This is a genomic window from Sporosarcina sp. Y1004, from assembly GCF_057669665.1.
In genome coordinates, this window is record NZ_JBYHFQ010000008.1 from 127,947 (window position 1) to 139,949 (window position 12,003).

Annotated in this window: 13 protein-coding genes and 1 riboswitch; of the genes, 7 read left to right on the forward strand and 6 right to left on the reverse strand. The window is 41.8% G+C overall.

Annotated features, from left to right (window positions below):
- Together AC25Y6_RS08225 and AC25Y6_RS08230 are read right to left on the reverse strand one after the other, a co-directional pair.
- Positions 1-654, reverse strand: a complete 654-nt coding sequence (locus AC25Y6_RS08225; RefSeq protein ID WP_488142662.1) for an ABC transporter permease — start codon at positions 652-654, stop codon at positions 1-3.
- Positions 651-1,781 carry a betaine/proline/choline family ABC transporter ATP-binding protein gene (locus AC25Y6_RS08230; RefSeq protein ID WP_488142663.1) on the reverse strand — a complete coding sequence of 377 codons (1,131 nt, stop codon included), beginning with the start codon at positions 1,779-1,781 and terminating at the stop codon, positions 651-653. Before AC25Y6_RS08230 ends, AC25Y6_RS08225 begins: the two co-directional genes overlap by 4 nt.
- A gap of 366 nt (positions 1,782-2,147) precedes the next feature.
- Here AC25Y6_RS08230 and AC25Y6_RS08235 point away from each other — a divergent pair, with 366 nt between their 5' ends.
- Complete coding sequence (locus AC25Y6_RS08235; RefSeq protein WP_488142664.1) at positions 2,148-2,318, forward strand: hypothetical protein; 171 nt, start codon at positions 2,148-2,150, stop codon at positions 2,316-2,318.
- 99 nt (positions 2,319-2,417) lie between these two features.
- On the opposite strand, the gene AC25Y6_RS08240 is transcribed toward AC25Y6_RS08235, so the two are convergent.
- The gene (locus AC25Y6_RS08240; RefSeq protein WP_488142665.1) at positions 2,418-2,969 is read right to left on the reverse strand and encodes a spore coat protein; all 552 of its coding nucleotides are present in this window, start codon (positions 2,967-2,969) and stop codon (positions 2,418-2,420) included.
- Between the two features lie 195 nt (positions 2,970-3,164).
- Here AC25Y6_RS08240 and AC25Y6_RS08245 point away from each other — a divergent pair, with 195 nt between their 5' ends.
- Positions 3,165-4,019: an MBL fold metallo-hydrolase gene (locus AC25Y6_RS08245; RefSeq protein ID WP_488142666.1), complete on the forward strand. Its 855-nt coding sequence runs from the start codon at positions 3,165-3,167 to the stop codon at positions 4,017-4,019.
- Positions 4,020-4,095: 76 nt separating this feature from the next.
- Positions 4,096-4,599: a YndM family protein gene (locus AC25Y6_RS08250; RefSeq protein ID WP_488142667.1), complete on the forward strand. Its 504-nt coding sequence runs from the start codon at positions 4,096-4,098 to the stop codon at positions 4,597-4,599.
- Positions 4,600-4,772: 173 nt separating this feature from the next.
- Here the strand turns inward: AC25Y6_RS08250 and AC25Y6_RS08255 are convergent, their stop codons facing one another.
- Positions 4,773-4,937 (reverse strand): hypothetical protein, encoded by a 165-nt coding sequence (locus tag AC25Y6_RS08255; protein WP_488142668.1) that lies wholly within the window; start codon positions 4,935-4,937, stop codon positions 4,773-4,775.
- A 156-nt stretch (positions 4,938-5,093) separates the two neighbouring features.
- Positions 5,094-5,277: riboswitch (cobalamin riboswitch) on the forward strand.
- 191 nt (positions 5,278-5,468) lie between these two features.
- Here AC25Y6_RS08255 and AC25Y6_RS08260 point away from each other — a divergent pair.
- From AC25Y6_RS08260 to AC25Y6_RS08270, 3 genes are read left to right on the forward strand one after another with little or no spacing between them, the layout of a single operon-like run.
- Positions 5,469-7,691 (forward strand): ribonucleoside-diphosphate reductase subunit alpha, encoded by a 2,223-nt coding sequence (locus AC25Y6_RS08260; protein ID WP_488142669.1) that lies wholly within the window; start codon positions 5,469-5,471, stop codon positions 7,689-7,691.
- Entirely contained in the window at positions 7,676-8,116 is a 441-nt protein-coding gene (locus tag AC25Y6_RS08265; protein ID WP_488142670.1) for a flavodoxin, read from the forward strand. Before AC25Y6_RS08260 ends, AC25Y6_RS08265 begins: the two co-directional genes overlap by 16 nt.
- Positions 8,071-9,132: a ribonucleotide-diphosphate reductase subunit beta gene (locus AC25Y6_RS08270; protein ID WP_488142671.1), complete on the forward strand. Its 1,062-nt coding sequence runs from the start codon at positions 8,071-8,073 to the stop codon at positions 9,130-9,132. Before AC25Y6_RS08265 ends, AC25Y6_RS08270 begins: the two co-directional genes overlap by 46 nt.
- 661 nt (positions 9,133-9,793) lie before the next feature.
- On the opposite strand, the gene AC25Y6_RS08275 is transcribed toward AC25Y6_RS08270, so the two are convergent.
- Together AC25Y6_RS08275 and AC25Y6_RS08280 are read right to left on the reverse strand one after the other, a co-directional pair.
- Positions 9,794-10,201, reverse strand: a complete 408-nt coding sequence (locus AC25Y6_RS08275) for a DoxX family protein (protein WP_488142672.1) — start codon at positions 10,199-10,201, stop codon at positions 9,794-9,796.
- Between the two features lie 23 nt (positions 10,202-10,224).
- Positions 10,225-10,869, reverse strand: coding sequence for an alpha/beta hydrolase (locus AC25Y6_RS08280; protein ID WP_488142673.1), 645 nt, complete (start codon positions 10,867-10,869; stop codon positions 10,225-10,227).
- Between the two features lie 378 nt (positions 10,870-11,247).
- Here AC25Y6_RS08280 and AC25Y6_RS08285 point away from each other — a divergent pair, with 378 nt between their 5' ends.
- The gene (locus AC25Y6_RS08285; protein ID WP_482105637.1) at positions 11,248-11,778 is read left to right on the forward strand and encodes a helix-turn-helix domain-containing protein; all 531 of its coding nucleotides are present in this window, start codon (positions 11,248-11,250) and stop codon (positions 11,776-11,778) included.
- The last annotated feature ends 225 nt before the right edge of the window (positions 11,779-12,003 follow it).

Below are 12,003 nucleotides of genomic sequence, written 5' to 3' on the forward strand. Positions count from 1 at the left end.
TTACTTCAATCCTTTCGGCGTCGTCCAACGTTCAATTCCACCGAAGAGCGTTTCCAGGATAATCGCTAAGATTGCCGCTGGTATTGCCCCAAGTAAGATCAGACCGTCAATTCCACGTGTGATACCGAGGAAGATGAAATCACCCAGTCCGCCTGCTCCAATGAAGGCTGCAAGTGTCGCTGTACCGACATTAATAACGGCAGCTGTACGTATACCAGCCATAATGACAGGAATCGCAAGTGGCAGCTCCACTTTAAACAGGATTTGCATGCTAGTCATACCCATCCCTTTTGCTGCTTCAGTGGTAGCTTTATCGACGTCTTTAATACCTGTGTAGGTATTGCGAATGATTGGTAGTAATGAATATAGGAATAACGCAGCAATAGCCGTTTTCACACCGATACCGAAAATTGGGATCATGAAACCGAGCAACGCAAGACTTGGAATCGTCTGCATGACGCCTGCGCCGCCAAGTACAACTGTCGTGAGCTTCGGAACGCGTGTAATCAAAATACCGAGAAAAACACCGAGGACAATGGCAATAAGCATTGAGAAGAAGACGAGTTGAATATGGACGGATGTCGCTTCAAGTACTTCTTTCCACCGCATCTGTGTTTGTTCAACGAGTTGTTGCCAAATATTTAAGTTATTCATTGATTATCCCCCATTTCTGTCCACTGACTGGACATGGCGGATAACAGCGAACCACGTGTAACGACGCCAACTAATTTTTGTGATTTATCGACAATCGGGATTATGCCGTAAGGTGCTTCATCCATCATGACAATGGCATCTTTAGCCGTTGCGGTATCATAAAGGAATGGTTCCCGGTTCACCATGATTTCTTCGATTGTTTTGATGTCATCTAATTTTCTTATAACGTCATATGCGGACACGATTCCAATTAATTTCTTGTCATCATCGACCACAATAATGTTCGTAATTTTTCGCTTGCGGATAAACGAAAGCGCCTTCTCTGGCGACCATTGAGGAAGGGCAGTGAAAACTGATTCTGACATGATGTCAGTAACTGGCATGAGTCCAGGATTTTGGATAATCCGATGTTTTCCTATGAACTCTTCTACAAAGCCGTGGGCTGGATCGTGAAGTAATTTCTCTGGGGTGTCCAACTGTAGTAGTTTTCCGTCTTTCATGATGGCAATGCGATCGCCCATTTTCAGCGCTTCATCCATATCATGTGTTACGAAGACAATCGTCTTTTTAAGTTTTTTGTGTAATGACAGTAATTCGTTTTGAAGCTGTTCGCGTGTAAGTGGATCTAGTGCGCTGAACGGTTCATCCATTAAGATTACATCTGGATCTGCTGCTAACGCTCTTGCAATACCAATACGCTGCTGCTGACCGCCTGATAGTTCTTTTGGATAACGACCCGCATAAACCTCAGGATCTAGACCGACCAATTCAAGAAGTTCATTGACTCGAGCTTTAATTTCTTTGTCATTCCAACCTTTCAGCTGTGGTACAATTGCGATATTTTTTTCGATTGTATAGTGGGGGAAAAGTCCGATTTGCTGAATGACATACCCGATGTTTCGGCGTAATTCAGAGGCATTGTAGGAGTTTGTATCCTTGCCGTTAATAGTGATTTTACCACTTGTGTGGGGCTCCATCCGGTTAATCATTTTCATAGTTGTCGATTTCCCTGAACCACTTGGTCCAATGAGGACGAGTAATTCGCCTGCTGGAATATCGAAATTGACAGATTTTACTGCTTGAAATCCGCCATCATACACTTTGCTTACATTTTCAAATTTGAGCATGTTTACCTCCTGTGGTTTTTTACAACAAAATTATTTCCGAATTATAGATGAAAAAATCAAACGGAGTTAAAAAAAAGCAGACAATTTGCACTCCCGATAACGTTCGGGGCGATGTCTCTTTCAATCAGCATAACATATTCTAGTCGGTTTTTCAGAATTATTTTGCTTATTGCTCCTAAAATGTCCAAATTGCCTGTTTGTTATTCAGTCCTTTACAATGGAATAATAGAAGGGAAGTGCATTGGAAATGGATATGACAATCTACGTTGTTGAGGACGATCTAGCAATTTTTAATTCATTGACAGAACGACTGAGTCAGTGGTCTTTCAGTGTAAAGGGTCCGGCAGATTTTCATAATGTAATCCGATGTACGTGGTTATGGCCATGAATATAGGTGCGGATGATTACATTCAGAAACCATTTCATTCAGATGTTTTGCTGGCAAAAATTCAGGCACTCCTCAGACGGATATATGCGTACGGAGAATTAGCGCCGGATGTGCTTGAATGGAACGGAGCGATGATTGATATGAAGTAGTATCAGAAAGAGTTGCTTAGGTTAAAAAACGCCAGGAATCCAAATTGATTCCTGGCGTTTTTAATTTTGATAGGCAGAGCTTTTATAATCGGGGTACTGTCATTCGGGAATTGGCAAGTACATTGTCGCGATTTCAGAAATTGCTTCTGCAGTCGCCGGCATTAGTGGGTAGTAACCATTTTTAACCATATACTGCCAAATATCATAAGCATGACTATTACTATTCATGAAAGCATTCTCTAAAAAATGTCTTAAATCAGGATTCGCGCACTCGAGGGTCGCCGCGCCGTAATTTTTGGCTGAGCTTTTTTGATTGAGTAAATAGGCAGCGGCGATTTCCCGGTCGTTGTGGGTTTGAATGGATGTTCTCGGTTGTTCCGGTTGAAGCGGGACGGGTGCTTTTGTGAAATCCTGGAGTGTCGGATTTAAATCATCGGGCCTGAACTTACTGATATCTGGCGTTGTCTCGCTTTGCACAAACTCCACTTTCAAATTATAGTCTTTTACATGTTGCGGAAAGTGACGAGTCAATAGTTCTTTTAGTTCTGGATCTTGGGCCTGGTTAATAAATCCGCTCATACATGTAACAGTGTTGAAGCATCCTAAAATCAATTCACTTAACTCGAATAACTCATGTGATGCCAATTTCATTCTTTTTCCTCCTCGAATCTCATTCTCCGCACGACATTATCCTTTGCAATAAGGGCAAGTATATACGGTTTTTAAAAAAGGGTAATACTAGAAATTGCTTTTATATTAGTAATCCAGAAAATTTACTTTTACTGGTATAAAAAGTGCGGATTGCACCACAATAGGGACGATTCAGAGTAATTAGGAGGCGAAGTTGTGGACAATAATCTATCTTATGGGGCCGATTACAAACTAATCCCAGTAACATCGGTAGAAAGTGGAACTGGAAAAGAGGTCCTTCCGGATTTGTACAGTCATACTGTTCAAATCGTAAATATTAGTTTGGTTGGGCTTCCTGACGCGAATGATTTCGTGTTAGTTGATGCAGGCATGCCCCACTCCGCGAATGAAATCTTCTCTGTTATTGAAGAACGTTTTGGTAAAGATAGTCGACCCAAGGCAATTATTTTAACCCATGGTCATTTTGATCACGTCGGTGCGATTATAGAATTAGTCCAACGCTGGGGTGTGACCGTTTACGCCCATGAATTGGAAATTCCTTTCCTGACGGGTAAAACGAGTTATCCCAAGCCGGATCCGACCGTAGAAGGCGGTATGGTTGCTAAAATGTCGCCCACGTTCCCAGTTGAGCCAATTAACTTAGGGAATCATGTATTGCCATTACCTGAAGACGGTAGTGTTCCTTACATGCCAGGCTTTCGTTGGATTCATACGCCAGGACACTCATTGGGGCATGTGTCACTGTTTAGAGAAGAGGATAGAGCTTTAATTGTAGGTGATGCCTTTGTTACGGTTAAACAGGAATATCTTTATAAAGTGTTAACGCAAGAGCAGGAAATTAGCGGTCCTCCCAGGTATCTGACGACAGATTGGAAAGCCGCCAGGGAATCAGTGGAAAAACTGGAAGGCTTAAAACCTGCTGTTGCAGTAACGGGACATGGGTTACCGATGGCTGGCGACTTGTTGGCGGACAATTTACGGAAGCTTGTAGAAGAGTTTGACCGTATCGCGATACCTGACTATGGAAAATATGTTGATAAAAATCTTTAGTGACTCAACCTAGCTTACCTTAGAAATAGCCTATAAGTATTGGAATAATTCAATTCAGATTGGAGGTACGTAACTGGTGAAAACGATTACAGCACTGATAATTAAATTTATAATGATTACAGTTGTGTTATGGATTGTTTTGGGGCTTTATGGTGTTTCATTTGGAGATATTATGCTCACAAGTGTTTTAGTGACAGGTGTTTCATTTCTCGGAGACATGTTTATATTGCCCCGTATTAAAAATATAGGTGCCACAATAGCCGATTTTATTTTGGCGCTCGTTATGATCTGGTTGGTGGGTATCTATTTTTACGAACAGCCCATCCAATTAGGCATGGCGGCTTTACTATCCGCGATTATTATTGCTGCGGGGGAATTTGTATTTCATAAATATTTACAAAATCAGGTTCTCACTGATGACAAAGTGGCTCCTGAAAAAAATGATATTTCTTACCAAAAAGGTAATATGCAGACTGAATTTGGATCGGAAGTTGATATCAAGAAGCCGGAAGAGGATAAGCCGACAGACAAGAATCATAAGCAAAGACCGAAAAAACGGAGAAAGAAAAATCCTTATTAAAGTGGCTCCTCATGATGAAAACACCAGATTTCCAAAAGGGTCTGGTGTTTTTTTGATTTTATCGAATTGCCTTTGGTGATCTCATCTCACAAAACCATCCCCGTCCTCAAAGAAAAGAAGGAGTGCTTTCGAACTGACGGGAAATGTGACATAGTAATTCATACCAATCAAACTTAGGGAAACACTGTAACCGGATTGACTCCGATTGTTTCACTGAATAGTAACAAACCTGAGATAAATACGACTGCACCTGTATCAACAAGCACTTTGCCCTGCAAAAGGCACTCCCCATAAGAACCATTGGATGTAGGAAATGGATTGGCTCGACGTGCTTTCAAGCAAGCCGATACCGATCAGATGCGATCCCGCAGCAATTAAATTGGCGGATGTGCTCATTAATATAATGACAGGCGCAAATCATCAAACTGCTTATTGCCTATTGAATTTCAAAACACAACATGTTAGGGTGTAATAAGAGTTCGAGACACTACATATAGTATTTAACGATGGAATGGTACCGATATCGGTTTAAAAGGGAATCCGGAAAATCCGGAGCTGTCCCCGCAACTGTAAGCGCAGACGACCGCCGAAAGAGCCACTGTGGAGAAATTTCATGGGAAGGCTGGGCAGGAAGAGTGAAGCGTGAGCCAGGAGACCTGCCTTCCATCGTCAAGCGACACTTTCTTCGGGGGTTGAGAGGTGGAAGCGAACGGGATACCGTCCGTCTACCGTCTACCTTCTATACTCGGAGATTAGTAGCGTGTGGTCCCATTCTGTTTCCTATAAAAAACCCATGAGCGATGGCTCTACCGAAAAGGTGGAGCTATCGTTTTTTTGTGTCTATACAATCATGAAAGGAGACAATAATGATGACAACTAAAGTGATGAGAACCGATATGGACAGGCTACTTGATGAGTTACAAAATGAGTTTGGAAGAGAGGAATTATGGCCATTGCTTATCGCAAGTGAGCGATGGTACCTGAAATACCCTGAGGGGGCTGCATCAGAATGGGCCAAGGCAATGACGTTAGAATCACTTAGCAATATGGACGAGGCATCGTCGTATTGGACGTTCGTAGCTGCACGAATTCATCTGCGTGATGTCTACAACCGTCAGGAACTGCAACGGGGGGCAAAGGTCTACACAGACTTTGCAGGACATGTTGCCCGGCTTGTCGATAAAGGGTTATATACTTCTACGTTAACGCAGAAATATTCAAAAGAAGATCTCATCATTCTGGGTAATCTCATTGAACCGGAACGGGATAAATTATTTACATATATCGGATTAAAAACGCTTATGGACCGATATGCGGCTGTTGATTTTAATAAACAATCAGTTGAACTTCCCCAGGAGCGTTGGCTTATTATTGCGATGACACTGATGCAGGATGAGATGGAGAACCGGCTCGAAAAAGTTGCTGAATCGTATTGGGCTATGAGCAATTTGTATATGACAGTTGCCACACCGACATTGTCGAATGCCGGTAAACCACATGGTCAATTATCGAGTTGTTTCATCGATTCAGTCGATGATTCTTTGCAAGGTATCTACGAAAGTAATACGGACATTGCTAACTTGTCTAAATATGGCGGTGGCATCGGTGTATATATGGGGAAGGTTCGGAGTCGTGGTTCTTCTATCCGCGGATTTAAAGGTGCTTCGAGCGGTGTACTTCCATGGATTAAACAGTTGAACAACACAGCCGTTAGCGTAGATCAATTGGGTCAACGGCAAGGTGCTATCGCTGTCTATCTCGATGTTTGGCACAAAGACATCTTCACGTTCCTAGATCTTAAACTAAATAATGGGGATGAACGGTTGCGTGCGCATGATATTTTCACGGGTGTCTGTCTCCCTGATATCTATATGGAACAAGTCGATGCGCGGGGAGAGTGGCATCTGTTCGATCCGCATGAAGTTCGAACAATCATGGGGTATTCCCTTGAGGACTTCTACGACGAAAAAAGAGGTACAGGCTCATTCCGTGAGAAATACGAAGAGTGCGTCAATCATCCTGAACTGAGTCGAGAAATCGTACCGGCCATCGATCTTATGAAACGAATTATGCGCAGTCAATTGGAAACAGGAACGCCGTACATGTTTTACCGCGATGAAGTAAACCGCGCGAATGCGAACAAGCATGAAGGCATGATTTATTCATCGAATCTTTGTACAGAGATTACTCAAAATATGAGCCCAACTCAATTTGAGTCTGTCACGCTCGAAGACGATATCGTTGTTACGCGTTCCAAACCGGGCGATTTCGTCGTATGTAACTTATCGTCCATCAACCTTGGACGAGCGGTTCCGGCGAGCGTTTTGGAAAGACTCATTACAATCCAAGTGCGCATGCTTGATAACGTCATCGATCTTAACAAAATACCAGTTGTCCAAGCGCAGCGAACGAACGCGCGTTACCGTGGAATCGGTCTCGGTACATTTGGCTGGCATCATTTACTTGCCTTGCAAAACATTCAATGGGAATCAAACGAAGCTGTGGATTACGCAGATAAACTATATGAGAAAATCGCCTTTTTGACGATAAAAGCTTCGATGGAACTGGCTACAGAAAAGGGATCCTACCCGTTATATGAGGGGTCGGACTGGCAGTCAGGAGTCTATTTCGAAAATAAGAAATACGATACGAGGGAATGGCGCGAACTCCGCATTGATGTTGCAACAAATGGTATGCGAAATGGTTACTTGATGGCAATTGCACCAAATAGCTCGACGTCCATCATTGCCGGATCAACTGCTTCAATCGATCCCGTATTCAAACCGTTTTATCATGAGGAAAAGAAAGATTATAAGCTGCCAGTTGTAGCACCTGACCTTAACCACAATACGTACGATGTGTACCGCCGCTCCGCGTATATCGTTGATCAGCGCTGGTCAATCAAACAAAACGCCGCAAGACAGCGTCATATTGACCAAGCAATTTCTTTCAACATCTATGTCCCAAATACAATCCGTGCGTCTGTTCTTCTCGAACTTCATTTACAGGCTTGGAAGTCTGGCATGAAAACAACGTATTATACGCGTTCAACAGCGACGGATATCGAAGAGTGTGAATGGTGTCATTCTTAATCGTTTACGCTACGTGGAGCGGGAATACACAGGAAGTCGCCGAATTAATCCAGGAAACGCTGGCCACTGAAAATCTCGAAGTGACAATGCATCGAATCGGTGGGGGAGTCATTCCGAACCCCAGTGATTTTGATGCGATGCTGCTCGGATCATTCACGTGGGAACAGGGCGCAACGCCTAACGAAGTAAAAGACTTTGTAGCTGACGTGGGGTATAAACCCGATAATGTCTATGTCTTTGGAACGGGTGATACCCAATTCGGCGGCGATGCACTATTTTGCCATGCGGCAGTAAAGTTGGCACGATTTTATGGATCTACATTTAACCCCCTCAAAATCGAGCAAAGTCCGCGCGGTGTACAAGAGAAAAAAGTAATTGAATGGTCGAAGGGAGTCCTGGAACATTGGAAAAACTTAAACGGGTAAAGGTATTGGAACCAATGCATCCCAATAAATCAACAGCTATTTTCGGTGGAAAAGCAAGCGGTATCCTCAACTGGAATGACCTTGCACATCCCCATTTCTATACATTAAGGCAACAAATTCGTTCGCTATTCTGGACGGCGAATGAAGTCGATTTGACGCAAGACGTAAAGCAGTTTTCGACACTGACAAAGCCGGAACAAGATGCATTTCTCAAAATCATTGGCTTACTTGCAACACTTGACGGTCCGCAGACGACAATCGCTTTGAAAATGGCGGATTACACAACCGATCCTTCCGTCAAATCAATCATGGCGACAATTGCCGATCAGGAGAGTGAACACAATCATTCTTACGCTTACGTATTGTCCTCGGTGACTACGTTAAATAAACAGATGGCTTCATTTGAAATGGGCCGCTCAGACGAAGTACTATTGAAGCGCAACGAGCGCATCGTCGAGGTATACAACGATTTCGCAGAGCATCCCACGATTGAATCGGCATTGAAAGCAATGGTCTATACGACGTTACTTGAAGGGTTGTTTTTCTACAGTGGATTCGCATTCTTCTACAATCTCGCGCGCAATCAAAAAATGGTTGGCACATCGACAATGATATCGTACATTAATCGTGATGAACTGCAGCATGGTAAAGCAATCAGCGACATATTTCGTGCGGCACTTGCGGAGAACCCAGTACAAAATACAGATGAATTCACGGCGTGGATTTACGAACAGTTCAAGCACTCAGTCGAGCAGGAAGTTATTTGGAGTCGTTACGTTTTAGTAGACATCGAAGGGATTGACCTTGTAGAAATGGAAGGGTATGTGAAATACCGAGCAAACAAAATGTTACGTATGCTTGGGCTCAGTGAAATTTATCCTGACTTCACGGATAATCCGATGAAGTGGATTCGGGCTTATGTCGATAGTTTTGACGACACCAAAACTGATTTCTTTGAACAATCTTCACGGCAATACGTTAAAACCAGTGATTTGAATGGGTTTGATGATTTGTAATGTAAAAAAGTGTAAATCCGCTATTTTCACGTGATTATTTCCGGCCAGCTTTCAGCGAAATGATTACGACACTTTTACCGAAAAAGGTGGGACAAAAAGTGACTCTGTCACTTCTTGCCCCACCTTTTTCGGTTATCCTATTGTGATTAATCGCCTGTCGCGTACCTACAATACTCAAGTGAAAAATGCAGTTGCTTTTGAAGAACAGAATAGATAACTATCTATAAAAAGTGTAAGTGCCCGAAGATGAAATTTCGGGCACTCTAGCACGATGTATATTGTATTCTCTGCTTTACACTATAAGAAAGTGATACTTCCTAAAATAAAAATAGAGAATTGATAGTAGAAGAATTGAGCGGTCAAAATTGTATCTTTGACCGCTACTCTCCAGGTAAGAAGCGAGCTATTCTTTCGTCCCAAAAAGCTTCAGCACTATCTTGTACTGTGTCTTTGGAGAGCGACGTATGAACAAAAACCATACGATTACCGAAAAAATAAGAAGGGATGCGACGAAGTCGCATCCCTTCTTATCAAGACATCTCGATAATGTTATATAGTTCGTTTAATTCAAAGCGAACCAAAAGCAATTCTACACGTAGTGCCTAGTATGTGGTCAATTAATATACTGGTTATCTTTGGTTAATCAACGTGATTTAGTAACTTATTTCTCCGTTTTTTTATTAAATACAGCTTCATCCACTGACCAAAGCTTGCTTCCGTTTACAGCTAAAAATATCGCAATTACTAAAAATGCAAGGTCGAGTTCGTAGCCAGCCATTTCCGGAGTACCTAAGAATCCAATGGCGAGTTTAGATTTCAGTATTGCTCCAACCATGATTAAAGCGAGCAGTGCAGAAACAATTCTTGTTCCAAGTCCTAAAATGAGTGCAGCACCACCTACCAATTCAACCGAAGCAACAACATACGCTAAAAATCCTGGAATGCCGATACTATCAAACCAACCAACAGTATTTTCGATTCCACCTTGGAATTTAACAAATCCGTGTACAAAGAAGCTTATTCCCAAAACAATTCTTAACAAAAATGTAGTTAAATTTAATTTATTCATCTTTATTTCCCCCTAATTTTTCTTTATCTATTGGATATATTATTGAACCATGCCGTGAAATCATTGAAGTTTTCGTTGGAAACTGTATGACCTTCGGGATATTTGCTAAATGTTGAAGTGGCTCCATTTTGACTGTAAAATGCTTCCGCATCAACGCCCCATTCAAACGGAAGAACTTGATCATGCTTGCCGTGTGAGATGAATGCTGAGACTCCATCAAGTGATTGAATGTCATACTCTTCTTTTACGAAAGCAGGAATATAACCGCTAAGCGCAATGATTCCTTTTATACGATTTCCAAGCTTCAATCCAAGAGTCATGGACAAGATTGCACCTTGACTGAAGCCCATGAAAAAGACCTTACGTGCATCGATTGGGTAGTTTTCTACCGCGTATTCGATGAAGTTTTCAAGTTTATTTACAGCATCGTCAAATGCGTCTCTATGTGGATTCCCGAATCCTTGAATAGTGAAAAATGCATTACCTGGCGGCTGTTGGAGAGGACCCCTTATACTAAAAACAAACAGTTCTTTTTCTATCCCGGAAACGAGAGGCATCATATTTTTTTCATTACTTCCCATACCGTGCAACAAGAAAATGACTGGATATTTCTTTCCATGTTCAATATTCTCAGGGGTACGAAGCTGATAAATTAGCTGATTTTCCATATTATCAAACCCTCCATTTTATATTCTCTTGAAAATAATATATTCATATAAGTGAACATAGATTTTAAAAAAATAGTAAAATTCGCTTTTCAATTGACTTCCGACGGTAAAACGATTTATTGCTATTTGTTTTGTAACGGAATATCTATTGAGTAATTAACCATGCGCGCCACATCACGCATACATTGTTCAATTGATTCATCGTCTCTTACCACTACCAAAGTTAAGTGTGTTGCCAGAACCTATTTCTCCCTTCACCAACAATAAGTATTCTTGTATGGATATTTGTATTTTATAACATAACACCGTTTCACGGAAAACGTCAACAATTTTGTGTTACTATTAGGAATATAAATCAATACTTTTGGAGGGATGGACTTGGAAATTGGCTCAAAAATACGGGATATACGTAAGCGAAAGAAAATAACAATCGCGCAAATGAGCGAGCAAATTGACCTGTCAAAAGGGTTTATCAGTAACATCGAAAACGACAATACCTCGCCCTCCCTTAACACTTTGCAAGCAATTGCTAATTACCTAGAAGTACCGCTGCCCTATTTGCTTCTTGAAAAAAAGCAGCATATGAAAGTCGTTAGAAAAACAGATCGAGTGTATACAACTTTTAACGACATTAAGATAGAACATCTTACTTCCCAAAGCGGTTTGCGGGTGATGCACGTTGAGCTACCGCCAGGTGCATCGACCGGAGATGCGATTGCCCACGAAGGTGAAGAGAGTCATGTCGTCCTAAAGGGCACAGTACTTGCTGAACAAGGCGAAGACTCGGTTATTGCGAAAGAGGGTGACTCATTCAGCTGGAATGCTTGTGTGCCCCACTTTGTTAAAAATATAGGTGAAAAAGAGGCTATCCTGCTGATTGCTGTTTATTCCGAGGATAATAATTTATAAGATGAAAAAATGAGGGCTGTCCTAGCTTTGTTCTAGGGAAAGCTCTTTTCGCTCTAATGTAAAAAGATACGTCTGAATATGTCCATCTCGAAAACAACAACTCATTTGACCGTGTCGGAGCTGCGCTGTAATTTAACTTTACTGAAGCGAGATTGATTGAAGTGCAAAAACCTACCTTTTTGTTGTGACCCCCTAAAGTTAGAGTTTTATATTATGCAGCTAATT

Coding starts and splice junctions, on each gene's coding strand:
- AC25Y6_RS08225 (WP_488142662.1), bottom strand. CDS start 654: ATGAATAACTTAAATATTTGGCAACAACTCGTTGAACAAACACAGATG.
- AC25Y6_RS08230 (WP_488142663.1), bottom strand. CDS start 1,781: ATGCTCAAATTTGAAAATGTAAGCAAAGTGTATGATGGCGGATTTCAA.
- AC25Y6_RS08235 (WP_488142664.1), top strand. CDS start 2,148: ATGTACGTGGTTATGGCCATGAATATAGGTGCGGATGATTACATTCAG.
- AC25Y6_RS08240 (WP_488142665.1), bottom strand. CDS start 2,969: ATGAAATTGGCATCACATGAGTTATTCGAGTTAAGTGAATTGATTTTA.
- AC25Y6_RS08260 (WP_488142669.1), top strand. CDS start 5,469: ATGACAACTAAAGTGATGAGAACCGATATGGACAGGCTACTTGATGAG.
- AC25Y6_RS08265 (WP_488142670.1), top strand. CDS start 7,676: ATGGTGTCATTCTTAATCGTTTACGCTACGTGGAGCGGGAATACACAG.
- AC25Y6_RS08270 (WP_488142671.1), top strand. CDS start 8,071: ATGGTCGAAGGGAGTCCTGGAACATTGGAAAAACTTAAACGGGTAAAG.
- AC25Y6_RS08275 (WP_488142672.1), bottom strand. CDS start 10,201: ATGAATAAATTAAATTTAACTACATTTTTGTTAAGAATTGTTTTGGGA.
- AC25Y6_RS08280 (WP_488142673.1), bottom strand. CDS start 10,869: ATGGAAAATCAGCTAATTTATCAGCTTCGTACCCCTGAGAATATTGAA.